Origin of the sequence: Caballeronia sp. LZ001, assembly GCF_031450875.1 — a bacterium.
Lineage (GTDB): Bacteria > Pseudomonadota > Gammaproteobacteria > Burkholderiales > Burkholderiaceae > Caballeronia.
The window spans coordinates 461,731-486,151 of record NZ_JARTVX010000004.1 but is presented as its reverse complement, the minus strand read 5'-3'; the positions used below and the strand labels follow the sequence as shown (position 1 = coordinate 486,151).

Annotated in this window: 20 protein-coding genes and 1 pseudogene; 13 read left to right on the top strand and 8 right to left on the bottom strand. The window is 62.8% G+C overall.

What is annotated here, in order from left to right:
* Positions 1–3: 3 nt before the first annotated feature.
* Both P9292_RS12575 and P9292_RS12570 read right to left on the bottom strand, forming a co-directional pair.
* The gene (locus P9292_RS12575; RefSeq protein WP_250466512.1) at positions 4–972 is read right to left on the bottom strand and encodes a homoserine kinase; all 969 of its coding nucleotides are present in this window, start codon (positions 970–972) and stop codon (positions 4–6) included.
* Positions 973–1,085: 113 nt separating this feature from the next.
* On the bottom strand, positions 1,086–1,484 hold the full coding sequence (locus P9292_RS12570) for a hypothetical protein (RefSeq protein WP_250466513.1): 399 nt from the start codon (positions 1,482–1,484) through the stop codon (positions 1,086–1,088).
* A 219-nt stretch (positions 1,485–1,703) separates the two neighbouring features.
* On the opposite strand from P9292_RS12570, the gene P9292_RS12565 reads away from it, so the two are divergent.
* Positions 1,704–3,230 carry an AMP nucleosidase gene (locus tag P9292_RS12565; protein WP_309959261.1) on the top strand — a complete coding sequence of 509 codons (1,527 nt, stop codon included), beginning with the start codon at positions 1,704–1,706 and terminating at the stop codon, positions 3,228–3,230.
* Between the two features lie 249 nt (positions 3,231–3,479).
* Here P9292_RS12565 and P9292_RS12560 read toward each other — a convergent pair whose 3' ends face one another.
* Positions 3,480–4,229, bottom strand: a complete 750-nt coding sequence (locus P9292_RS12560) for a TIGR00730 family Rossman fold protein (protein ID WP_244829174.1) — start codon at positions 4,227–4,229, stop codon at positions 3,480–3,482.
* Position 4,230: 1 nt separating this feature from the next.
* Here P9292_RS12560 and polA point away from each other — a divergent pair, with 1 nt between their 5' ends.
* Complete coding sequence (gene polA / locus P9292_RS12555) at positions 4,231–6,969, top strand: DNA polymerase I (RefSeq protein WP_309964003.1); 2,739 nt, start codon at positions 4,231–4,233, stop codon at positions 6,967–6,969.
* Positions 6,970–7,149: 180 nt separating this feature from the next.
* On the top strand, positions 7,150–8,523 hold the full coding sequence (locus tag P9292_RS12550; protein ID WP_309959258.1) for an NAD(P)/FAD-dependent oxidoreductase: 1,374 nt from the start codon (positions 7,150–7,152) through the stop codon (positions 8,521–8,523).
* Here P9292_RS12550 and P9292_RS12545 read toward each other — a convergent pair.
* A complete protein-coding gene (locus P9292_RS12545) occupies positions 8,510–8,710 on the bottom strand; it encodes a hypothetical protein (protein WP_309959256.1) in 201 nt (66 codons plus the stop codon). The genes P9292_RS12550 and P9292_RS12545 overlap by 14 nt on opposite strands.
* Here P9292_RS12545 and P9292_RS12540 point away from each other — a divergent pair.
* Positions 8,709–9,584, top strand: a complete 876-nt coding sequence (locus P9292_RS12540) for a dienelactone hydrolase family protein (RefSeq protein WP_244829177.1) — start codon at positions 8,709–8,711, stop codon at positions 9,582–9,584. The genes P9292_RS12545 and P9292_RS12540 overlap by 2 nt on opposite strands.
* A gap of 16 nt (positions 9,585–9,600) precedes the next feature.
* Here the strand turns inward: P9292_RS12540 and P9292_RS12535 are convergent, their stop codons facing one another.
* Positions 9,601–10,470: a sulfurtransferase gene (locus P9292_RS12535; protein ID WP_309959253.1), complete on the bottom strand. Its 870-nt coding sequence runs from the start codon at positions 10,468–10,470 to the stop codon at positions 9,601–9,603.
* Between the two features lie 179 nt (positions 10,471–10,649).
* Positions 10,650–11,755: pseudogene (locus P9292_RS12530) on the bottom strand (aromatic ring-hydroxylating oxygenase subunit alpha).
* Positions 11,756–12,064: 309 nt separating this feature from the next.
* Here P9292_RS12530 and P9292_RS12525 point away from each other — a divergent pair.
* From P9292_RS12525 to folE2, 4 genes are all read left to right on the top strand, one after another.
* Positions 12,065–12,400: an exodeoxyribonuclease VII small subunit gene (locus P9292_RS12525; RefSeq protein WP_250526557.1), complete on the top strand. Its 336-nt coding sequence runs from the start codon at positions 12,065–12,067 to the stop codon at positions 12,398–12,400.
* A complete protein-coding gene (locus tag P9292_RS12520; protein WP_244829181.1) occupies positions 12,397–13,284 on the top strand; it encodes a polyprenyl synthetase family protein in 888 nt (295 codons plus the stop codon). The genes P9292_RS12525 and P9292_RS12520 overlap by 4 nt, the downstream gene beginning before the upstream one ends.
* A gap of 79 nt (positions 13,285–13,363) precedes the next feature.
* Positions 13,364–15,280 (top strand): 1-deoxy-D-xylulose-5-phosphate synthase, encoded by a 1,917-nt coding sequence (gene dxs / locus P9292_RS12515; RefSeq protein WP_244829182.1) that lies wholly within the window; start codon positions 13,364–13,366, stop codon positions 15,278–15,280.
* Positions 15,281–15,427: 147 nt separating this feature from the next.
* Positions 15,428–16,231 carry a GTP cyclohydrolase FolE2 gene (gene folE2, locus P9292_RS12510; RefSeq protein ID WP_309959250.1) on the top strand — a complete coding sequence of 268 codons (804 nt, stop codon included), beginning with the start codon at positions 15,428–15,430 and terminating at the stop codon, positions 16,229–16,231.
* 8 nt (positions 16,232–16,239) lie between these two features.
* On the opposite strand, the gene P9292_RS12505 is transcribed toward folE2, so the two are convergent.
* The gene (locus P9292_RS12505) at positions 16,240–17,157 is read right to left on the bottom strand and encodes a LysR substrate-binding domain-containing protein (protein ID WP_309959247.1); all 918 of its coding nucleotides are present in this window, start codon (positions 17,155–17,157) and stop codon (positions 16,240–16,242) included.
* A 106-nt stretch (positions 17,158–17,263) separates the two neighbouring features.
* On the opposite strand from P9292_RS12505, the gene P9292_RS12500 reads away from it, so the two are divergent.
* Positions 17,264–18,508: an MFS transporter gene (locus tag P9292_RS12500; RefSeq protein WP_309959244.1), complete on the top strand. Its 1,245-nt coding sequence runs from the start codon at positions 17,264–17,266 to the stop codon at positions 18,506–18,508.
* A 31-nt stretch (positions 18,509–18,539) separates the two neighbouring features.
* A complete protein-coding gene (locus P9292_RS12495) occupies positions 18,540–19,166 on the top strand; it encodes a glutathione S-transferase family protein (protein ID WP_309959242.1) in 627 nt (208 codons plus the stop codon).
* Between the two features lie 209 nt (positions 19,167–19,375).
* Here P9292_RS12495 and tsaD read toward each other — a convergent pair whose 3' ends face one another.
* A complete protein-coding gene (gene tsaD, locus P9292_RS12490) occupies positions 19,376–20,404 on the bottom strand; it encodes a tRNA (adenosine(37)-N6)-threonylcarbamoyltransferase complex transferase subunit TsaD (RefSeq protein ID WP_309959239.1) in 1,029 nt (342 codons plus the stop codon).
* A gap of 69 nt (positions 20,405–20,473) precedes the next feature.
* Here tsaD and P9292_RS12485 point away from each other — a divergent pair, with 69 nt between their 5' ends.
* The 3 genes from P9292_RS12485 (at position 20,474) to dnaG (ending at position 24,349) form a co-directional block, all read left to right on the top strand.
* On the top strand, positions 20,474–21,685 hold the full coding sequence (locus P9292_RS12485; protein ID WP_309959236.1) for an NAD(P)/FAD-dependent oxidoreductase: 1,212 nt from the start codon (positions 20,474–20,476) through the stop codon (positions 21,683–21,685).
* A gap of 317 nt (positions 21,686–22,002) precedes the next feature.
* The gene (locus tag P9292_RS12480) at positions 22,003–22,449 is read left to right on the top strand and encodes a GatB/YqeY domain-containing protein (RefSeq protein ID WP_244829189.1); all 447 of its coding nucleotides are present in this window, start codon (positions 22,003–22,005) and stop codon (positions 22,447–22,449) included.
* Between the two features lie 19 nt (positions 22,450–22,468).
* On the top strand, positions 22,469–24,349 hold the full coding sequence (dnaG, locus tag P9292_RS12475) for a DNA primase (RefSeq protein ID WP_309959235.1): 1,881 nt from the start codon (positions 22,469–22,471) through the stop codon (positions 24,347–24,349).
* Positions 24,350–24,421: the final 72 nt, after the last annotated feature.

Here is a 24,421-nt window from a genome sequence, read left to right as displayed (position 1 = left end):
AGGTTACTGATTGAGGCTGGCAGCGGCTTTGACGCGCTCGCGCAGAATGCGTTCGAAATGGCCGGGATCGTGCGGTTTCAACATCTGCGCTTCGCGCGGACGGTAAAAATCGTACAGGCGCGAGACCCAGAAGCGCATGGCGCCGGCGCGCAGCATGTCGTTCCAGTGGCGTTCCTCGGCGGGCGTGAAGGGGCGCACGGTTTGATAAGCGCGCAACATCGCGTCGACACGCGCGGGGTCGAGCGCGCCGCTTTCGAGATCGACGCACCAGTCGTTCACGGTCACGGCGACGTCGAAGAGCCACTTGTCGACGCCCGCGAAGTAGAAGTCGAAGAACCCGCCGAGCCGTGCGTGATCGCGGCCCGGCGCGAACAGCACATTGTCGCGAAACAGATCGCAGTGGCACGGCCCGTCCGGCAGCGCGGCGTAGTCCGCCGACGTGAAAAACGCGGCCTGATGCACAAGCTCGGATTCGATCAGTTCGCGCTGCGGCGCGCTCAGGAAGTCAACGATGGCCGGCAAGTTCTCCTGCCACCACGCGAGGCTGCGCAAGTTCGGCTGATGCCGCGGAAAATCGCGCCCGGCGAGATGCATGCGCGCGAGCATCTGACCGACTTCGATGCAATGCGCGGGCGTCGGCTTGAGTTCCGGCGCGCCTTCGAGTTTCGTGACGATGGCAGCGGGCTTGCCGTGCAGCATGCCGAAGAGCGAGCCGTCGCTGCGCGGCATGGGATCGGGAACCGGCACGCGATGCGCCGCCAGATGGCGCATCAGATCGAGATAGAACGGCAGTTGCGTCGCCGTGAGATTCTCGAAGATCGTGAGCACGTATTCGCCGCGCGTGGTCGTGAGAAAAAAGTTGCTGTTCTCGATGCCCGACTGGATGCCGCGCAATTCGACGACATCGCCGAGATCGTAGTGTTGCAGCCAGTCGCCGAGTTCGGCGTCAGAGACGGGGGTGAATACGGCCATGCAGAAACTTGGGTCAGGTTGAGAAGCCCGTGGCGGGCCGGTGAACGGCGCAGTCGCGTGAGCACTGCGTGAAGATGCCCGCTCAGACGAGCGGGCGCAAATCGACCCGAGGATCAGTAGCGCACGCTCACCGATGGCAGGCGCGTGCTTGCCTTGCCGTTATCGCGGACTTGCGGCGAGGTGTCGTAAGGCGAACTCATCTGATAGCGCGTGCCGAAGTTCGAATGCACGTTGATCTCGACGGGCTTGCCCTTGTCGCGATACTCGGTGATCTCGGTGCCGTTGGTGCTGAGTTCGTGGAAGCTCGGCATGCGCGGCGGCGAAATTTCGACCTTCGAACTCGCGTTCGCGGGCGGGCGGTTGATGGCCTTCAGATCAGGCAGGCCAGCGGCTTCTTCCTGCGACATTTGTGGCTGTGCGCCCGCCTGCTCGGCCTGGAGGGTTTGCGCCGTGGCGCCTACACTTGCGACGGCAAGGACGGCCGCGGCGGCGGCGAAATAGAGCGGCTTCATGTCAGTTCTCCAGGCGATGGCCGGATTCTAGCAAAACGCGAACCCCATGCCGGCGCAACGCCTTATTTTGCGCTGCTTCGCGGATTTCGGCCGGAACGTTCAAAAAGCTGTTGCGCGCCGTGTTCGCACGCACTTGCGCGGCGCGGGGGCTTCATGGTTCTTGCATGCTTCCGTGTTAATGTCGATGACTACGAGGGCATCAGACACGCATACAAGATCATGACAAACGACCGGACTCAGACCACTCAGGGAACGCCTGCAAACGACTTCCCAACCGAATCATTCGACGACCCCGCAGCCGCCGTCTCGCGGGTCTCCGCCATCTACGAAGCCAACACCGCTTTCCTGCGCGACGCGTTCGCGCGGTATCGGCGCAACGGGCAGTTCACGCATCGCGTGCGCGCGTGCTATCCGTTCGTGCGCGTGCGTACCGAGCTCAACACGCAGATCGACTCGCGGCGCTCGTATGGTTTCGTCGCCGGGCCTGGCATCTTCGAAACTACGCTCACGCGTCCGGATCTCTTTGGCGATTATTATCGCGAGCAGTTGCGGCTCTTGACGAAGAACCATCATGTGGGCATTGAAGTGGGCGTGTCGGCGCAACCCATTCCTATTCACTTCGCGTTCGCCGAAGGCATCCATCTCGAAGGCGATCTCGACCGTGATCGCCTGCTCGCCATGCGCAATGTCTTCGATACCCCGGACCTCGCGCTGCTCGACGATCGCATCGTGAACGGCACGTATCAGCCCGCCGCGGGCGAGCCTCATCCGCTTGCGCTCTTCACGGCGGCGCGGGTGGATTTTTCGCTGCATCGGCTGCGGCACTACACGGCGACTTCCCCCACGCATTTTCAGAACTACGTGCTTTATACGAATTACCAGTTCTATATCGACGAGTTCGTGAAGCTCGGCCGCACGCTGATGTCGCGCGCGGATGACGAGGAAACGCGCGCGTATCGCTGCGAGTATTCGTCGTTCGTCGAACCGGGCGATGTCGTCACCTACAACGCCAATCTCGGCGAGCAACCGGAGGAAGGCGCGCCAATCGCGCGTCTGCCGCAGATGCCGGCGTATCACCTGAAGCGCGCGGATGGCAGCGGCATCACGATGGTGAACATCGGCGTGGGGCCGTCGAACGCAAAGACCATCACGGATCACATCGCGGTGCTGCGTCCGCACGCGTGGGTCATGCTTGGGCATTGCGCGGGCTTGCGGAACACGCAGCGTCTGGGCGATTACGTGCTGGCGCACGGCTATGTACGCGAGGATCACGTACTGGATGACGACCTGCCGCTGTGGGTGCCGATTCCCGCGCTGGCGGAAGTGCAGGTCGCGCTCGAGAAGGCCGTGGCGCAGGTGACACAGCTCGAAGGCGTGGAACTGAAGCGCGTGATGCGCACGGGCACCGTCGCGAGTGTGGACAACCGGAATTGGGAATTGCGCGATCATCGCGAGCCGGTGCAGCGGCTGTCGCAAAGCCGCGCGATCGCGCTCGATATGGAAAGCGCGACCATCGCCGCGAACGGCTTCCGGTTCCGCGTGCCTTATGGGACGTTGCTATGCGTGTCGGACAAACCGCTGCATGGCGAACTCAAGCTGCCGGGCATGGCCGATCAATTTTATCGTGCGCAAGTGGATCAGCATTTGCAGATCGGCGTGAAGGCAATGGAACTGCTGCGCATGAATGGCCTGTCGCGGTTGCACAGCCGGAAGTTGCGCAGCTTTGCGGAGGTGGCGTTTCAGTGAGACGTCGAAACGCGAAGAAGCGAAGCGGGCGGTCTTCTTCAAGGCGGCTGGTGCATGGTTGAGGATTGCGATGCGCCATGCAGCGGCTCGACAGCGAACGCCTATGCGGGAGCCGGCAAACTCCAGTATTCGATTCGGAAGACTACGCTTTATGGGCGTGTGTCAGAGAGATGCTGCTCGTGAATGAGGCGAGAGAGGGGAAAGGGCGAGAGGGAAGATAGCGATTCCGCTCGCCCGACAGCCTTCGAATCACAAATAAAACATCCGGTCCTCATCCGACTTACCTTCCGCCGGTTGCTCTGCCGCGCCTTCGCGATCTTCATAGAAGCGCAGCACCGCATCGAGCACTTGATCGGGGTCGTCGATCACTTGCATGAGTCCAAGATCTTTTTCGCCGATGACGCCATTGGTCAACAGCGTGTTCTTGAACCAGTCGAGCAAGCCGGCCCAAAATTCGGCGCCCACCAGCACGATAGGCACGTGGCGCGACTTCTTGGTCTGAATGAGCGTGAGCACTTCGGCCAGTTCGTCAAGCGTGCCGAAGCCGCCCGGCATCACGACGACCGCATCCGAATTCTTGACGAACGTGACCTTCCGCGTGAAGAAGTGACGGAAGCGCAGCGAGATGTCCTGCCATTGATTGCCCGACTGCTCGTGCGGCAATTCGATGTTGAGACCCACCGACGGCGACTTGCCCGCATGCGCGCCTTTATTGGCTGCTTCCATGATGCCGGGACCGCCGCCGGAGATCACGGCGAAGCCTGCATCGGAGAATTTTTGCGCGATTTCAATGGTCCGCTGATAGTACGGCGACTCGGGTTTAAGACGCGCGGAACCATAGATGCTGATGGCAGGACGGATCTCCGAGAGGTACTCGGTAGCCTCGATAAACTCTGCCATAATCGTGAACATCTGCCACGATGCGCGAGCCTTTTTGGCCGTCGCGCGCTCTTGATCTGCGAGCGATCGCAGACTCGGAATCACTTTTCTCTTGTTCATAATGCCTGAAGAACGAAGTCTTGAAGGTAAGACCCTGCTATTGGTCGACGGTTCTAGCTACTTGTACCGGGCTTACCATGCCATGCCTGACCTGCGCGGCCCCGACGGCGGGCCGACCGGCGCACTGTATGGAATGATCAACATGCTGCGACGCCTTAGGCGTGAAACCAATGCAGAGTATAGCGCGTGCGTCTTCGACGCCAAAGGCAAGACGTTTCGCGACGACTGGTACGCCGACTACAAGGCCAACCGGCCTTCCATGCCCGAAGACCTTTCGAAGCAGATCGAGCCTATTCACGTCGCCGTGCGTGCGCTCGGCTGGCCGCTCGTGATGATCGAAGGCGTCGAAGCCGACGACGTCATCGGCACGCTCGCGGCTCAGGCCGAAAAGCGCGGCATGAAAGTGATCGTCTCGACGGGCGACAAGGATCTGGCTCAACTCGTGACGGATCATGTCACCCTCATCAATACGATGACCAACGAAACGCTCGATCGCGCCGGCGTCATCGCCAAGTTCGGCGTGCCGCCGGAACGTATCGTCGATTATCTTTCGCTCATCGGCGATACGGTCGATAACGTGCCGGGCGTCGAAAAGTGCGGTCCCAAGACTGCGCTCAAGTGGCTCACGCAATACGACTCCCTTGATGGCATCGTAGAACATGCGGGCGAGATCAAAGGTGCGGTAGGAGACAATCTGCGCAAGGCTCTGGACTTCCTGCCCATGGCTCGCAAGCTCGTTACCGTACACACGGAATGCGACCTGGCGTCGCAGATCGCGTCGATCGACGAAACGCTCGAAAGCCGTCCCGAGTCGCGCGACGAGTTGCGCGACGTGTTCCTGCGTCACGGCTTCAAGACTTGGCTGCGCGAAGTCGAAATCGCGGATGCCGTCGAAGGCCCGACCGACACGCCGCCCGCCGAAGTCACGGAGATCGTCCACCACTACGAGACGGTGCAGACGTGGGAACAGTTCGGCGCGTGGCTCGAACGTATCGATGCCGCCGAGATCACTTCGTTCGATACCGAAACCACCGCGCTCGACCCGATGACCGCGCAAATCGTCGGCTTGTCCATCTCGGTCGAACCGGGTCATGCCGCATATGTTCCGCTCGCGCATCGCGGGCCGGACGCACCCGTGCAACTGCCGCGCGATGAAGTGCTCGCGAAGCTCAAGCCGTGGCTCGAAGACGAATCGAAGAAGAAGGTCGGCCAGCATCTGAAATACGATGAGCAGGTGCTCGCCAATTACGGCATCGTCATGCGCGGCGTCGAGCATGACACGTTGTTGCAGTCGTACGTGCTGGAGTCGCATCGGCCGCATGACATGGACAACCTCGCGCTGCGGCACTTGGGCGTGAAGACCATCAAATACGAGGACGTCGCGGGCAAGGGCGCGTCGCAAATCGGTTTCGACGAAGTCGCGCTCGACAAGGCGGCCGAGTATGCCGCCGAAGATGCGGACATCACCTTGCGTCTGCATCAGGCGCTTTACCCGCAAGTCGTGCAGGAAGAGGGCTTGTTGAAGGTGTATCGCGAGATCGAATTGCCGACTTCGCGCGTGTTGCGCAAGATGGAGCGCAACGGCGTGCTGATCGATCGCGCGAAGCTCGACACGCAGAGCAACGAGATCGCCAAACGGCTGATCGACTTGCAAACGGAAGCCTATGAACTGGCGGGCGGCGAATTCAATCTCGGGTCGCCCAAGCAGATCGGACAGATCTTCTTCGAGAAACTCGAATTGCCGGTGGTGAAGAAGACGCCGAGCGGCGCGCCTTCCACCGACGAAGAAGTGCTGCAAAAACTCGCCGAGGATTATCCGCTGCCGAAGGTGCTGCTCGAACATCGCGGGCTGTCGAAGCTCAAGTCCACTTATACGGACAAGCTGCCGCGCATGGTGAATGCATCGACGGGACGCGTGCATACGAACTATGCGCAGGCTGTCGCGGTGACAGGGCGCTTGTCGTCGAACGAGCCGAACTTGCAGAACATCCCGGTGCGAACGGGCGAAGGCCGGCGCATCCGCGAGGCGTTCATCGCGCCGCCGGATTGCAAGATCGTATCGGCGGATTACTCGCAGATCGAGCTGCGCATCATGGCGCATATTTCGGGTGACGAATCGTTGTTGCGCGCGTTCAAGGAAGGCGAGGACGTGCACCGCGCGACCGCGTCGGAAGTGTTCGGCGTGACGCCGATCGAAGTGTCGAACGACCAGCGGCGTATCGCCAAGGTGATCAATTTCGGCTTGATCTATGGCATGAGTTCGTTCGGGCTCGCGTCGAATCTCGGCATCACGCGCGACGCGGCGAAGCTTTATATCGACCGCTATTTCGCGCGTTATCCGGGCGTTGACGACTACATGGAGCGCACACGCGTGACCGCGAAGATGAACGGCTACGTGGAGACCGTGTTCGGCCGGCGTCTGTGGCTGCCGGAGATCAACGGCGGCAGTGGTCCGCGTCGTCAGGCGGCCGAACGCGCGGCCATCAACGCGCCCATGCAGGGAACGGCGGCCGACCTCATCAAGTTGTCGATGATCGCGGTGCAGGACTGGATCGAGGCTACGAAAATCCACGCGAAGATGATCATGCAGGTACACGATGAACTGGTGCTCGAAGTTCCCGAAGAGGAACTGCCCGAAGTCAGGAAGCGCTTACCCGAATTGATGTGTGGCGTCGCCAAGCTGAACGTGCCGCTCGTGGCTGAGGTGGGCGTCGGCAATAACTGGGAAGAAGCACACTGAGCAAAAAGAGCGCGCTGAATGCCGGACATGCGAGGCCGGCCATTGCAAGTGCGCCGCGCGTTCAAGCAGAATGGTTTTTGGAAGGTGAGACATCGGGCCGACATGTCGTCGAACGTACGTGCGGTCCGAGGCTCGGTAAGTTGATTACTCCGCGTGCGGAGAAAAATTCGGGAGAGCTTTATGCATCGATTCATCATCGTCGGCGGAGGGGCCGGCGGTCTCGAATTGGCGACTCGTCTCGGCGACCGTTTCGGTACGACGGACAGTAAAACGGCACCGCGTGCGCAAATCACGCTCGTGGACCGTAATCCCACGCATATCTGGAAGCCGCTTCTGCATGAAGTGGCCGCAGGCAGCATGGACCCGTTCACGCAGGAACTCGAATACGCCGCGCAGGCCATGTGGCACGGCTTCGAGTTTCAGCAGGGCGAGTTGATCGCGCTGGACCGCGCGACAAAACGCATTACCATCAGCGCGTTGCGCGACGACGAAGCGGGCGAGGTCTTGCCGCAGCGCGAGCTGGAATACGACACGCTCGTCATTGCCATCGGCAGCACGACGCATTTCTTCGGCGTCGAAGGCGCGCAGCAACATTCCATCGCGCTCGATACAGTTGGCCAGGCCGAGCTCTTTCGCAAGCGGCTCATCGCGGCATGCATGCGCGCCGAGCACTTTGCGCCGGAACCGGTGGCGGCGGGCATCGACGATTCCGAAGGGCCGCCCGTGCCGCTCGGTTCGCTGAACGCGCCGCGCATTCAGGTGGCGATCGTCGGCGCGGGTGCGACGGGCGTGGAATTGTCGGCGGAACTGCGCAACACGGCGCACGTGCTTTCCGCGTACGGTTTGCACAAGCTGGATCCGAAGCACGACATCGGTATCGTGCTGATCGAAGCGGGGCCGCGCATTCTGCCCGCGCTGCGCGACACCGTATCGACCGCGACGGCCGAGCTATTGACGAAGCTGGGCGTGTCCTTGATGACGGGCGAAACCGTCGCGGAAGTCTCGCGCGATTCCATTCGCACGGCGAGCGGCAAGACCATTCGCGTGGACCTCACGGTGTGGGCGGCGGGCATCAAGGCGCCGGCCATTCTCTCGCAGCTCGACGGCTTGCCGACCAATCGTCTCGGCCAGCTCATCGTGCGTCGAACGCTGCAAACGGAAGCCGACGACAACATATTCGCCCTGGGCGATTGCGCCGCGTGTCCGTGGCCCGGCAACGAGCGCGGTGTGCCGCCGCGCGCGCAGGCGGCGCATCAGCAGGCGAGCTTTCTCTTCAAGGCTTTCGAGCGCCGCATGAACGGCAAATCGCTGCCGGAATACACGTACCGCGATTTCGGTTCGCTCGTGTCGCTCGGTCGCTATAGCGCGGTCGGCAGCCTGATGGGCGGGCTCATCGGCGGCAACATGATGATCGAAGGCCTCTTTGCGCGCTTCATGTACATGTCGCTGTATCGGCTGCATATCGCCGCGCTCCACGGCTACGCGCGCATGGTGCTCGACACCATCGCGCACTGGCTGCGCCGGTCCACCGCGCCGCGCGTCAAGCTGCACTGAGCTGCATCGACGCTGCAAAGCTGTTTAGAATGAGCGGCGCGCCTTGTGATATGTCGGGCGCGTTCGCTTGGGAGTCGTACAGCGCCGCGCGTCGTGGAGCCTTGAACACGCTCGCGCGGTTCCAGAATCCATGCCGCCGGCCTGCGCGAATCGACGCCTGCCGGCGCTCGCCGCGGGAGCTTTGCATGCTTACCCCTGAAGTCGACAGCCTCATTCCCCACGTTCCGTTCGACCGTCGCAACTTCATCAAGGCAGCTTTCGGCACAGGCTTCGCAGCGTGCGTGCTGCCCGTGTCGGCACAAACCATTCATACCGACGACGCCGGTCTCGAAGCCGGCGCCGTGGGCGTGCGCGGCGCGGATGGCGTGCTCGTGCCGGCGTATCGCGCGCAGCCGAAGGGCAAGACGCATCTGCCGGTCGTCATCGTGATCCACGAGATTTTTGGGGTGCACGAGCATATCGCCGATGTCTGCCGGCGCTTCGCCAAGCAAGGCTATCTCGCCATCGCGCCGGATCTCTACACGCGTCAGGGCGATGCCTCGGCGTACAAGTCCATGCAGCTTCTCAACGAGCAGCTCGTCTCGAAGGTGCCTGACTCGCAAGTGATCTCGGACATCGACGAAACCGTCAAGTGGGCGGGCGAGCACGGCGGCGATCTGAAGCGGCTAGGTATCACCGGGTTCTGCTGGGGCGGGCGCATTACGTGGCTTTATGCGGAGCACAATCCGCACGTGAAGGCGGCGGTTGCATGGTACGGGCGCGTCACGGGGAACAAGACGGCGAACACGCCGAGCAACCCGATCGACAACGCGGCCGAGCTCAATGTGCCTGTGCTCGGGCTATACGGCCGGCAGGATCAGAGCATTCCGCAGGACACGCTCGAACAGATGAAGCAGGCCGTGGCGAATGGCCAGCCGAAGGCGCGGGAGTCGCAGATCGTCGTGTATGACGACGCGCCGCACGCGTTCTTCGCGGATTATCGGCCGAGCTATCGCAAGGAAGACGCGGAGGATGGCTGGAAGCGCGCGCTCGCGTGGTTCCGCGAGCACGGCGTCAAGTGACGGCGCTTTACGCGCTTCAAGGCTTCGCACCGGTCGCAACGGGCCTGCCCGGATCGGCGCTCCATTCGCTCCACGATCCCGGATACAACGCCGCGCCGTGCAGACCGGCAATCTCCATGGCGAGCGCGTTATGACACGCCGTCACGCCCGAGCCGCATTGCAGCACGATGCGGTCGGTGGGCGTGGCGCCGATCAGCGAGCCGAACGCATCGCGTAATTCGTGCGCGGTCTTGAAGCGGCCTTCCGGCGTCAAATTGTCCTTGAAGAAGCGATTCAGCGCGCCGGGAATGTGACCGCCGACGGGATCGAGCGTCTCGTTCTCGCCACGATAACGGTCCGCGGCGCGCGCATCGATTAGCAGATGGTCGCGCGTGCCGATGCTGCGTTCGATCGCCGGGGCATCGATGGTGACGGCAAGCGGCGCGGCGGCCTTGAACGTGCCGTCTGTCTTTTGCGGCGCGGCGGTATCGAGTGGCTGACCTGCTGCCTCCCACGCGGGCAAACCGCCGTCGATCAGCGCGACGGAATCGTGACCGAGCCAACGCAGGAGCCACCACAAACGTGACGCGTACATGCCGCCTTGCGCGTCGTAGGCGACGACTTGCTGGCCTTCGTTTAGCCCGAAGCTCGCGAGTTTTTCGACGAGCGCGCCGCGTTCGGGCAACGGATGACGTCCGTTCGACCCCGTCTTGACGCCGGACAAGTCGCGGTCGAGATGAAGATAGTGCGCGCCCGGAATATGACCTTGGGAATAAGCCGCTGCGCCGGATTCAGGCGCGGCGAGGTCGAATCGGCAATCGAACACGAGCACGCTGCCGGGCGCGGCGGCGAGCCGTTCGGCAAGATTCGTCGCCGAGATGAGCGTGGTGTAGTGGGTGTGCGGCATGACGGCTCCTGTGTCGGACAGAGTGTGCGCTTTGGCGCGCGACCCCGATCCCTTGCAAAGCGTCCGCGCCCGGTCGTGTCAATCGCCGCGCGCGTGAAGTGGGATACAGCTAGTCTAAACAAAAAGGCGGACTCGAAAGCCCGCCTTTTCATGATTCCCGCGCGATAGCCGAACGGCGTTCAGATAGCCCCGAGCTGATGCCGCAGAAACTCGTGGAAATGCTGCATGCCGGATTCCATCGGACTCTGATACGGCCCGACCTGATTCTCGCCACGCGACATGAGCGCGCGCCGGCCGCGTCCATGCGTTCGGCGATTTCATCGTCCTCACGCGCGGTTTCCATATAGGCCGCACGTTCCGCCTCGATGAACTCGCGCTCGAAAAGCGCAATCTCCTCGGGATAGTAGAACTCGACGATGTTGGTCGTCTTCTGCGTGCCCTGCGGGATCAGCCACGAGACCACCAGCACGTGCGGATACCACTCGATCATGAGACCGGGGTAATACACCATCCAGATGGCGCCGAATTCGGGCGGCGTACCGTTACGGAAGCGCAGGACTTCGTCGTGCCACTTGCGATACGTCGGGCTGCCCGGCTTCTCCAGATTTTTGTGCACGCCGACGGTCTGGACGCTGTACCAGTCGCCGAATTCCCACTCGAGGTTGTCGCACGACACGAAGCTGCCGAGTCCCGGATGGAACGGCGCGACGTGATAGTCCTCCAGATAAACCTCGATGAAGGACTTCCAGTTGTAGTTGCACTCGTGCACTTCGACGTGATCGAACATATAGCCCGAAAAGTCGAAATGACGCGCCGTGCCGAGTTTCGCGAGATCGGCCGCGACATTGCGACCCGCGGCCTCGAAGAGAAGGCCTTGCCAGTTTTGCAGCGGCGTGGCGCCGAGATTCAAGCAGGGCTTGTCGGCGAAATGCGGCGCGCCGAGCAACTGGCCGTTCAGATCGTACGTCCAGCGATGCAGCGTGCAGACGATGTTTTCCGCGCTGCCGCGACCGTTGAGCATGATTGCCTGGCGATGGCGGCACACGTTCGACAGCAATTCGATATTCGACTGCTGATTGCGCACGAGCACGCGCCCTTCGCCCTCGCCAGGAAGCGCGAAATAGTTTCCCGCTTCGGGAACCATGAGTTCGTGCCCGACGTAGCGTGGACCAAGCTTGAAAAGTGTTTCGATTTCGCGCGTAAGAAGCGCTTCGTCAAAGTAAGCCGTGACTGGCAACTGACTGTGAATGGCATTCAGTTGCAATGCATTGCTCAGATTGGACATTCCCACTCCCGTTAAGACGTGAAAGCAGTGAACAACCCAACCATCGAAGATTCGATTTAGGGAGCCCGCGATTATACCGAAATCCGCCACACTCGGGCGTATAAGGTCTTGATTTGGGTATAAATTGTTGCAGGAGTTCCGTTCAAAGCCGGCGCGAGGGCGTCGCGTCCATTCGCCGGGCGGCTGTGGCGCAAGCTCAAGGATTAGCCGTCTCCACGCTTTGCGACGGACGTGTTTCGGGTCGAAAAACTGGCTTTTGCCGTAGAATGTGCGACTTGGTTCCAAAATACATTTGCACATCCACGATTCATGGCGAAGACCGCTGTCCCCGATACACGCGAAGAAACCGGTGCAGGCGCGCTTGCCAACGACGCCGCGCCGCTTCCGGAAAACTACGAAACAGCGCTCGCGGAACTCGAATCACTCGTCGGCCGCATGGAAGCGGGCGCGCTGAGTCTCGAGGAGTCGCTCGCGGCATACCGGCGCGGCGCCGCGCTTGTGGGCTTTTGCCAACAACAGCTCGAAAAAGTCGAGCAGCAGGTGCGCGTGCTCGATGGCGAGACGCTCAAGCCGCTGCCCGCCGAGGTACAGCGCGCGACCCAGGGTGCAGGAGCCACCAACGACCGAGGGGACGACGACCTATGAGCTTCGAACAATGGATGCGTGCCACGCTCGATCGCGTCGAGACCGCGCTGGAGCACTATCTGCCGGGCACGGACATCGCGCCGGCGCGTCTGCACGAAGCCATGCGGTACGCGGTGCTGGGCGGCGGCAAGCGTGTGCGGCCGCTTCTCGTGCACGCTGCGGGCGAACTGACCCACGCGAGCGCGCCGGCCGTCGAAGCGGCAAGCGCGGCGCTCGAAATGATTCACGTCTATTCGCTCGTGCATGACGATATGCCCGCAATGGACGACGACGCGTTGCGTCGCGGCAAGCCCACGGTACACGTGCAATATGACGAAGCGACGGCACTGCTCGTCGGCGACGCGTTGCAGTCGCAGGCGTTCGTCGCGCTGACATCCGAGGGCAATGGTCTGAGCGATACCCAGCAGGCCGCGCTCGTGCGCGAACTGGCTCTCGCAAGCGGCTCGCTCGGCATGGCGGGCGGTCAGGCCATCGATCTCGAAAGCGTCGGGCGCAAGCTGTCGCGGCCGGAGCTCGAAACCATGCATCGCAAGAAGACGGGCGCGTTGCTGCGCGCCTCGGTGCGCATGGGTGCGCTCGCGGGCGAACGTCCGGACGCCAAGGCGCTCGCGGCGCTCGATCATTACGCCGCCGCGGTCGGCCTCGCGTTTCAGGTGGTGGACGATATCCTCGATGTCACGGCGGACTCCGCCACGCTTGGCAAGACCGCGGGCAAGGATGCGCAGCACGACAAGCCCACGTATGTTTCGATCATCGGGCTGGATGCGTCGCGCGAACTCGCCGCGCAACTCGGCCGCGATGCGCACGCTGCAATAGAGCCGTTCGGCGCGCGCGGTCAGCGCCTGGCCGAACTTGCCAACCTGGTTGTGAACCGGGTGCACTGAACGTTGAATGCGTGACGAACCCCACGGCGCAATGACCGCGTTGAACGAATCACGCCAGTTTTCCTAAAATGGGACGACGATGTACGACTTGCTGAAAACCATCGACGATCCGGCCGACCTTCGCGCCCTTGATCGACGCCAACTGCAGCCGCTTGCCGACGAACTGCGGGCCTACGTGCTCGACAGCGTGTCGCAGACGGGCGGCCATCTCTCGTCCAATCTCGGCACGGTAGAGCTGACCATCGCGCTACATTACGTATTCGATACGCCGAATGACCGTATCGTTTGGGACGTCGGCCATCAGACCTATCCGCACAAGATCCTGACAGGCCGGCGCGACCAGATGCACTCGTTGCGTCAGTTGAACGGCATCTCGGGCTTCCCGCGCCGCAGCGAGTCGGAGTACGACACGTTCGGCACGGCGCATTCGAGCACGTCGATATCGGCGGCGCTCGGCATGGCGATCGCCAACAAGCTGCAGGGCGACAACCGCTATTCCATCGCCGTGATCGGCGACGGCGCGATGACCGCGGGCATGGCCTTCGAGGCAATGAACAACGCCGGCGTCGCCGACGACGTGCCCTTGCTCGTGATCCTCAACGACAACGACATGTCGATCTCGCCGCCCGTGGGCGCGTTGAATCGTCATCTCGCCCGTCTGATGTCGGGCCGCTTCTACGCCGCCGCGCGCGCCGGTGTCGAACGCGTGCTGCGCGTCGCGCCGCCCATGCTCGATCTCGCCCGCAAGCTCGAAGAGCACGCGAAGGGCATGATCGTGCCAGCTACGCTCTTCGAAGAGTTCGGCTTCAACTACATTGGGCCAATCGACGGTCACGATCTCGATTCGCTCATTCCGACGCTGCAGAACATCAAGGAACTGCGTGGTCCGCAATTCCTGCACGTCGTGACCAAGAAAGGCCAAGGCTACAAGCTCGCCGAAGCCGATCCGGTGCTCTACCACGGTCCCGGCAAATTCAATCCGGCCGAAGGCATCAAGCCGTCGACGGCGCCCTCGAAGAAAACCTACACGCAGGTGTTCGGCGAATGGCTGTGCGACGCTGCCGCGCAAGACTCGCGCGTGGTTGCCATCACGCCTGCCATGCGCGAAGGCTCGGGCATGGTCGAATTTGAAAAGCGCTTTCCGGATCGTTATTACGATGTCGGCATCGCCGAGCAACATGCGGTGACATTTGCGGGCGGCTTGGCTGCAGACGGCATGAAGCCCGTCGTCGCCATCTACTCGACTTTCCTGCAGCGCGCGTACGACCAGTTGATCCACGACGTCGCGCTGCAGAATCTCCCGGTGGTGTTCGCCATCGACCGCGCGGGTCTCGTCGGCGCGGACGGTGCAACGCACGCGGGCAATTACGACCTCGCGTTCCTGCGCTGCATCCCGAACATGACGGTGATGGCCGCATCCGACGAAAACGAATGCCGTCAGATGCTCTACACCGCGCTTCAGCAGCCGAACCCGACAGCCGTGCGGTATCCGCGTGGCGCGGGCACGGGCGTGGCAACCGTCAAACAAATGACCGCCATTCCGCTTGGCAAGGGCGAGGTGCGCCGCGAGTCGTCGCAGAAACTCGGCTCGGGCAAGCGCATCGCCGTTCTCGCGTTCGGCACCATGGTCGCGCCGTCGCTCGTTGCCGCCGAAGAGTTGGATCTGACGGTGGCCAACATGCGCTTCGTGAAGCCTGTCGACGCCGACTTGCTGCGCGAACTCGCCGCCACTCACGACGCGCTCGTGACCATCGAGGAAGGCGCGATCATGGGCGGTGCGGGTTCGGCATGCGTCGAAGCGCTGCTGGCCAGTTCGGTCGTGAAGCCCGTGCTTCAGCTTGGTTTGCCGGACGTCTTCATCGATCACGGCGATCCCGCTAAGCTGCTTGCAAGCGTCGGTCTGGACGGCGCAGGTATCGCGAAATCCATTCGCGAGCGCTTTCTCAACGCGGTCGTGAGCGCCCAGCCGGGCAAGCTGGAAAAGCGCGTTGCCTGACGTTTCAGCCTGACGCGGCGCGCTCGGGGCGCGCCGTGCTTTGCACTTAGTCTCTACACGGCGCGGGCCGCAATCCGCGCCGTTTTCGCTTACGAGTTATGAAGCGCGCTTTCAGGAAAGACCGCGCGAGCCCAAGGACAAGAATCAATGAACCAGATGAATCCCGCCTTCGTGATGCCCGACGTTCAAAGCACGCCTGATACGCGTCAGATCGCCATTGCGCGTGTCGGCGTGAAGGGAGTGCGGCATCCGTTGTCGGTGCGGTCGGCAAACGGCGTGCAGCCGAGCGTTGGCGTATGGAATCTCGACGTGCATCTGCCCGCCGAGCAAAAGGGCACGCATATGTCGCGTTTCGTCGCGCTGCTCGAGGAAAATCGCGAGCCGCTCGATCAAACTTCCCTGCGTGCGCTGCTCGTCTCGATGCTCACGAAACTGGAGGCGCATTCCGGCCGTATCGAAGTGACTCTGCCTTACTTCGTCATGAAGACCGCGCCGGTGTCGGGCGTGCAGAGTCTCCTGGATTACGACGTGAGCTTTATCGCCGAAAAGCGCGACGGCGAAACGCGCATGACCATGAAAGTGCTCGTCCCCGTTACGAGCCTTTGTCCTTGCTCGAAGAAGATTTCGCAGTACGGCGCGCATAATCAGCGCTCGCACGTGACCATCACGGCGGAGTTGGCGGGCGAAGTCGCGGTGGAAGAACTGGTGCGAATCGCCGAGGAAGAGGCGTCGTGTGAATTGTGGGGCTTGCTCAAGCGGCCCGACGAAAAGTTCGTGACCGAGCGTGCGTATGAAAATCCGAAGTTCGTCGAGGACCTCGTGCGCGACGTGGCCACGCGGCTGAATGCCGATACGCGGATCGTCGCTTATGTGCTCGAAGCCGAAAACTTCGAGTCGATCCACAATCACAGCGCGTATGCGGTGATCGAGCGCGACAAGCGCCTCGGTTGAGCGAAGGCTCAAGCCGCCACGGTTTGAGTCGATGCGTGCATTTCGCGCACCGAATCCATCACGAGTGACGCGAGCCGGTCGACCACGGGCGATCCCGCGCCCGCTCCGCGATGCAGCGCGAGCGGAATCGACGGCAGCGGCGGCAAGCCGCTCTCATCGCATTCGAGGGCGCGCACCGTGGTTGGCACGCCATAGGCCGTGCGCACCGTCACGCCGAGACCTGCGGCGGCGGCCGCCCACAATCCCGACAGGCTCGGACTCGTGAACGCGATGCGCCACTTGATGCCCGCGCGATCCAGCGCTGCGGCCGCCGCGCTGTGAAAGAGACACGGGCGGTCGAACGCGATCAACGGTAGCGGCTCGTCCGGATCGAAATGCCACGGTACTGTCGATGACACGATCCAGCGCATCGGCGGCGCGGCGATCGGTTGAGGGAGGCTGGTCGCGTTGCCAACGTCGGTTGCGCTGCCTGCGCCCCAGACGAGCGCGAGATCGAGCTGACCCGCCTCGATGCGCTCCAGCAATTCGGTGTTGCGCGCCACCCGCGCTTCGATTCGCACTTTCGGATGCGCCCGCGCAAAGCGGCCCAGCACTTCCGGCAGCAAAACTTCGCCGAAGTCTTCCTGCAGACCGAGCCGTATCCAGCCTTCGAGATCGACGCCGCGCACCGCGACCGCCGCTTCATCGTTCAATTCGACGAGACGGCGCGCATAGGCGAGCATCACCGCGCCCGCGTCGGTGAGCGCGAGCCCACGTCCCGATTTACGAAAAAGCGGCGTGCCCGCCTGCTCTTCCAGCTTGCGGATCTGCGCGCTGACGGCGGAAGTCGAGCGACCGACGCGGTCCGCGGCCTTGGCGAAACTTCCTAAGTCCATGCCCGCGACGAAGCTGCGAAGAACCGCGAGGTCGAACGTGGTTTGAGTCATGGCAACAATCCTGTTTTATCGAACGATCGATGCAAAACTTTGCTATTTTCAGGATGATCGTATGCCGTCACACTGGGTTCAGTCAAATTGAGAACAGGGCGGCGACATGGCAACTCCTTTAACTTTGAACGCAGCGTCGCGTTCGAGCGCGCATCGATGGAAAGTGCTCGGCGTGGGCGTGGCCGCCAACGCGAGTTTTTCGGCGGCAATCGGCGGCATTCCGACGACGGCCGTCTGGATGCGCAGCGGCTATCACTTCGGCAACGGCGAAGTCGGACTCGTGCTCGGCGCGCTCGGGCTGGGGCTTGCGGTATCGGAACTTCCTTGGGGATTGCTCACCGACCGCTGGGGCGACCGGCCCGTCTTGCTGACGGGACTGTTCGCGACGGCTGCCGTGCTGCTCGGCATGAGCGTCTTCGCGGTGCCGTCGGGCTTCGGCGCGGCGCCCGCGCTCGGCTGGCTCGTCTTCGCGATGTTCCTGCTCGGCACGCTCGGCGGAAGCGTCAACGGATCGAGCGGGCGCGCGGTCATGGCGTGGTTTGGCGAAGGCGAGCGCGGTCTCGCGATGAGCATCCGCCAAACCGCCGTGCCGATGGGTGGCGGTCTGGGCGCGGCGTTGCTGCCGTGGCTCGCTTCATCGCACGGTTTTGGCGCGGTGTTCGGCACGCTCGCCGCAATGTGCGCGATCTCCGGCGCATTCACCTGGCGCTGGCTGCATGAGCCCCCGGAAAGGTCGCATCGCGCGGACGCGGGGGTATCGCAGGCAACGACGGTTGCGCCGTTGAGAGATGCGCGGATCTGGCGCGTGGTGCTCGGTATCGGCGTGCTGTGCGTGCCGCAATTCGCGGTGCTGACCTTCGCGACGGTTTTCATGCACGACGCGGGACACTTCGGCGTCGCGGCGATCAGCGCGACGATGGGCGCGCTGCAACTCGGCGCCATGATCATGCGCGTCTGGAGCGGCCGTCATACGGATCGTCGCGGCAACCGGCGCGCGTATTTGCGGGGATCGGTGGTGGTCGCGTCGGTGTCGTTCGTGGCGTTGGCGGCGGCGACCGCGCTGGGCGTCGCGCAGCTTCCGTACTTGCTCGCGGCGATGCTGGTCTTCGCGGGCATTTGCGTATCGGCATGGCATGGGGTGGCGTACACCGAACTCGCCACGCTCGCCGGCATGCAGCGCGCCGGCACGGCGCTCGGCATGACCAACACGGCCGTCTACGTGGGCTTGTTCGTGACGCCGCTCGTCATTCCGCATGTGCTGGCGGCGACTTCGTGGCCGGGCGTGTGGCTGCTGGCGGGCGTGTGCGCGCTGCTCGCGTGGCCATTGTTTCCGAAGCCCGCGCGCGCTTAAACTGTTCGACCCGAACTTTGCGGAGTGCGTCGTGATTCTCATCGGCCAATACGATTCCCCGTTTGTCAGACGCGTGGCCATTGCGCTGAATCTTTATGGCATTGGCTACGAGCATTGGCCGTGGTCGACTTTCGGCGATGCCGGCAAGATCGCGCCGTTCAATCCGCTCTCGCGCGTGCCGACACTCGTGCTGGAGTCGGGCGACACGGTGATCGAGAGCGCGACGATCCTCGACTATCTCGATGAATTCGTCGGCGACGACCGCGCGATGATTGCGCAAAGCGGCGCGCAGCGTCGTGCGGCGCTGAAGGTGTGTGCGCTCGCGACGGGTCTCGCGGACAAGGCTGTGGCGCTGGTCTACGAGCGCGTGATGCACGCGGAAAAGTCGCAGGCTTGGGTCGAGCGCTGCACGGGGCAGATCGAACGCGTGCTCGACGTGCTGGAAGCGGATCGCGCGGCGCGACCGACGCCTTTCTGGTTCGGCGATGCAATCGGTCACGCGGATATCGCCGTTGCGTGTGCGCTGCGGTTCGTGCGCGAAGCGCATGGGGCGTTGGTCAGCGGGAATCGCTGGCCGGCGTTGATCGCGCATGGCGATCGGTGTGAGGCGCTGCCGGCGTTCGGGGCGGTTGTGCAGGCGTTCAATCCGCCGAAATGAACGTTGGAGCGACGCCCTTTTCCTCATTTGGCGATGCAGTGGCCGCGCGAATATTGCCGTGCGTGCGTGCCGCGCTTCGCGCGCAAGGCACATGCGTCGCTCGTTGGCCGGCGTTGGTCGCGTGTTGCGATCCGTGTGGGCCTTGGCTGTGTCGAGATTGTCGTGCGGTTCATTCAGCAAACCAGACTTCGCACGAAGCCACGCAAAGATCAAACTCGCGCCAGCGAACTCAAATCCCATCTGGGCTTCACCGTAAATGCATAATCCCGCCCGGCCTGCTCCGGCCAGCGGGCAAGCCGCAACGCGCCCGCCAGCGCGATCATCGCGCCGTTATCGGTGCAAAGCGCCAAGTCGGGGTAATGCACGTCGAAGCGCCGCTTCCTTGCCGCAGCCGACAACGCCTCGCGCAACTGCCGGTTCGCGCCGACGCCGCCCGCCACGACCAGCCGCTTCAGCCCGGTTTTCTTGAGCGCCGCGAGCGACTTGGCGACGAGCACGTCGACGGCTGCATCGACGAAACCTCGCGCCAGATCCGCCTTTGCCTGCTCGCAGACATTCGCGCCGAGCTTGCGGCTTTGAGTCAGCACGGCGGTCTTCAAGCCGCTGAAGCTGAAGTCGAGATCGCCTGAATGCAGCATCGGACGCGGCAGCGTGACCGCGCCCGGCGTGCCGAATTCCGCCAGCCGCGACACTTCCGGCCCGCCCGGATAACCCAGCCCGAGCAGCTTTGCGGTCTTGTCGAAGGCTTCGCCCGCCGCGTCGTCGAGCGTTTCGCCGAGCGTCTCGTAGACGCCGATACCGGTGACGCGCATTAGTTGCGTATGGCCGCCCGATACGAGCAGCGCGACGAACGGAAACGGCGGCGGGGCATCGACGAGTAGCGGCGACAACAGGTGTCCTTCGAGATGATGAATGCCGACAGTCGGTTTGTCCCATGCCATCGCCAGCGCATTGGCGATGCTCGCGCCCACCAGCAGCGCGCCCGCGAGCCCCGGACCTTGCGTGAACGCGATGGCATCGATGTCGGCGCGCGCGGCGTGGGCCTCGGCCATGACTTGTTCGAGGAGCGGCAGCGCCCGGCGGATGTGATCCCGCGAAGCCAGTTCGGGCACCACGCCGCCGTACTCGCGATGCATCGCGATCTGCGAATGCAGGGCGTGCGAAAGGAGGCCGCGCTCCGTGTCGTAGAGGGCGAGGCCGGTTTCGTCGCAGGAGCTTTCTATGCCGAGAACTAGCATGGGTTGAGCGCTTGAAGGGAACAGAAAAGTATAGCAGTGTAACGACGCCCCCCAGTTACAATGCGCGCCATGGAATCCTTCGATATCGCCGTGATCGGCGCGGGCGCGGCCGGCATGATGTGCGCGGCAGTCGCCGCCCAGTCGGGGCGTCGCGTCGTGCTGATCGACCACGCCGAGCGTCTCGCCGAAAAAATCCGTATCTCGGGCGGCGGCCGCTGCAACTTCACCAATCTCAACGCGCAGCCAGCAAACTTCTTGTCGGCGAATCCGCATTTTTGCCGCTCCGCGCTCGCGCGCTACACGCCGCGCGACTTTCTCGCGCTCTTGAAGCAGTACCGCGTGAAATGGCATCAAAAGCACAAAGGCCAGCTTTTTTGCGACGATTCGAGCGAAACCATCATCGACGTGCTCAAAAGCGAATGCGATGCCGGCAGCGTCGCGTGGCGGCGCCCGGTGAGCGTCCACGAGATCCGGCACGACGGCGCGCGCTTCACGCTCGACACCTCGGCGGGCGCAATCGACGCGGCCGCGCTCGTCATCGCGACGGGCGGCTTGTCCATTCCGAAGATCGGAGCGACGGATTTCGCGTATCGCGTGGCGAAACAGTTCGGCCACAAGCTAGTCGAAACGCTTCCCGCGCTCGTGCCGCTCACTTTCACGTCAGCCGACTGGGCGCCGTTCGCTGCGTTGTCGGGGCTGTCGCTGCCGGTTCGCATCGGCACGGGCAAGGGCAAGACGCGAGGTGAATTCGACGAGGACTTGCTGCTGACGCATCGCGGGCTGTCCGGTCCGGGCGTGCTCCAGATTTCGAGTTTCTGGAATACGTCGGAGCCGATCCACGTCGATCTCCTGCCCGACGCCGACGCCACAGAGCTCCTGCTCGAAGCCAAGGCGGGATCGAAGAAACAAATAGGCAACTTTCTCGCGGACCACGTTCCCGCACGGCTCGCGCACGCGTGGCTCGAAGCGCAGCATGTTTCCGTCGATGCCCGCCTCGCCGATCTCCCCGACCGCACGCTCAAGGGCCTTGGCGCGTCGTTGTCGGACTGGACGATCACGCCGAGCGGCACCGAAGGTTATCGCAAGGCCGAAGTCACGCGCGGCGGCGTCGATACCCGCGAACTCTCGTCCACGACGATGATGAGCGAGCGCGTCGCGGGCTTGTATTTCATCGGCGAGGCTGTCGATGTGACGGGCTGGCTCGGCGGCTACAACTTCCAATGGGCGTGGGCTTCCGGCGTCGCGGCGGGCAAGGCCGCGGCGGAGTTCGCGCACGCCTGAGACGGGTCGTTACGGCCGCCGTGGCGCGGTCTCGAAACGCCATCGCGCCTGCTATACTCGAACGGTTATCGGAGGATTCCGTAGTTGTTCGAAGGCGCCTCGAAACGCGCGTTCGGGCACGGATTCTTTCGCTCCGGCTGACGTCACGATGGCCTCAAGCTTTGCCGCGGTTTCAACGGCCTCGCTCAAAGTCCCGCTTGAGGAAGCATTCCCAAGCGGGTTTTTGCTTTAGCGGAAAGGGTCGGGAGCCGCACGGGCACGCGTCGCGCCAGCCGGGTTTTCAATATCGCGAATTTCGCAATTGCACCGGGTGAACGATGAGCCTCAAGGATCAGATCAACGACGACATGAAAAATGCCATGCGCGCGCGCGAAACCGAGCGCCTCGGCACCATTCGCCTGCTGCTCGCAGCCATCAAGCAGCGAGAAGTCGATGAGCGCATCACGCTCGACGACACGGCCGTCGTCGCCGTCGTCGACAAGATGATCAAGCAGCGCAAGGACTCCATCAGCCAGTTTCAAGCGGCCAGCCGCGACGATCTCGTGGCGAAGGAAAACGCCGAACTCGCCGTGCTCGCGGCGTACATGCCCGAACAGCTTTCCGCCGATGCCATCGCCGCTGAAGTCGAGGCCGCCATCGCCGCAACGGGCGCAGCCGGCCCGCAAGACATGGGCAAGGTCATGGGCGCGCTGAAACCGAAGCTCGCGGGCAAGGCGGATATGACGGCCGTTTCCGCGCAGGTCAAGTCCGCGCTCGCCAAGTAATCAGCGGCGTTCGCCTACGTTGATACCGCACGCATTCCTGCAGGACCTGCTCAACCGCGTCGATATCGTCGACGTGGTGGGCCGTTACGTCCAATTGAAGAAGGGTGGCGCGAACTTCATGGGTTTGTGTCCGTTCCATAACGAAAAGAGCCCGTCGTTCACGGTCAGTCCGACCAAGCAGTTCTATCACTGCTTCGGCTGCGGCGCGCATGGCACGGCCATCGGTTTTTTGATGGAGCATACGGGGCTGACGTTTCCAGAGGCCGTGAAGGACCTCGCGCAGTCGGCCGGTCTGACCGTGCCGCAGGAGCCGTCGTTTCGCGGCGGCGCGGGTGGCGCGGGCGGTGACGCCTATGCCAACGCGCCGAGCAAGGCCGTCAGCGTCGCGCTCACCGAAGTCATGCAGACCGCCTGCGACTTCTATCGCAAACAGTTGCGCGGCGCGCCTAACGCCATCGGTTATCTAAAAAAACGCGGCTTGACTGGCGAGATCGCGGCGCGCTTTGGCTTGGGCTACGCGCCCGACGGCTGGCAGAATCTCGAAAGCGCGTTTCCCGATTATCGCCATGAAAATCTGGTGGAAGCAGGGCTCGTAATCGTCAGCGAAAAAACCGACGCGCAAGGACAAGCGCGCCGCTACGACCGCTTCCGCGAACGTGTGATGTTCCCTATTCGAAATGTGAAGGGCAACGTCATTGGCTTCGGCGGACGCGTGCTGGACAGCGGCGAACCGAAGTATCTGAATTCGCCGGAAACGCCTTTATTCAGCAAAGGCAGCGAGCTTTACGGCCTTTTCGAGGCGCGTCTTGCCATTCGTGAACTGGGTTATGCGCTCGTCGTCGAAGGCTATATGGACGTGGTCGCGCTTGCGCAGCTAGGTTTCGCGAACGCCGTCGCCACGCTCGGCACGGCTTGCACGCCGGTCCATGTACAGAAGCTTTTTCGACAGACGGAAACGGTGGTCTTCAGCTTCGACGGCGACTCCGCCGGCCGACGCGCCGCGCGCCGCGCACTCGAAGCCGCGCTGCCGCACGCAGCGGACAACCGCACGATCAAATTTCTGTTTCTACCGAAAGAGCACGATCCGGACAGCTATGTGCGCGAATTCGGCGCCGACGGTTTTGGTGAGCAAGTCGACCGCGCAATGCCGCTGTCGCAATTTCTGCTCAACGAGGTGCTGAACGACAAGGAACTCGACCAGCCCGAAGGCCGCGCGAAGGCCCTGTTCGACGCGAAGCCGCTGTTGCAGGCGCTGCCCGCCAACGCGTTGCGCGTGCAGATTCTGCATATGCTGGCCGACCGCCTCGCTACGCCGTTCACGGAAATCGCCGCGCTTTGCGACATCGACTCGCGTGCAGCCGCTGTCGCCCGCGCGATGGTGCCGAGGAGCGAACGCCGGCGTGTCACGGGTCAGGAACAGCGCGCGCTACGCAATCTGGTGATGTATCCGGGCATCGCGGCATCGCTCGATCGAATCAGCGAACGCACGCTCGTCACCATGACCGAGCATGGCGAACTGTTCAGCGAAGTCATCGCGCATGCGCGCGAACTGGGCGCGAGCGCAGAATTCCAGATGCTTTCAGACATCTTGAGAAACGCAGCAAACGCGCCCACCTACGAGGATATCTTCCAGGAAATTCTCGCCTATGATGAAAACGTGCGGGATTTACTGATGCGCGATTCGTCCGACGAGGACGCCGCGCAGCGTGTGGAAGAGCAGAAACGCCTGCTCGCCGAAGAGTTGCAGGCTACGGTACTGAAATTGCAACACGACAGTTATCGCGCGCGGCTGGATTTGCTGGCGCGGCAGCCGGGACTTTCGCCGGAAGAGGTGGCGGAGTTCTCGGAGCTTTCAGCGAAGATCGCGCAGATCAAGGCGGGACGGGCGGCTAGCCCTTAAGCCGGATAGCGAGATGCTATAATAAAATGTTAAAAAGTAGTTGCTTTTTGTCAATTCCTCTCCGGTTTCGAA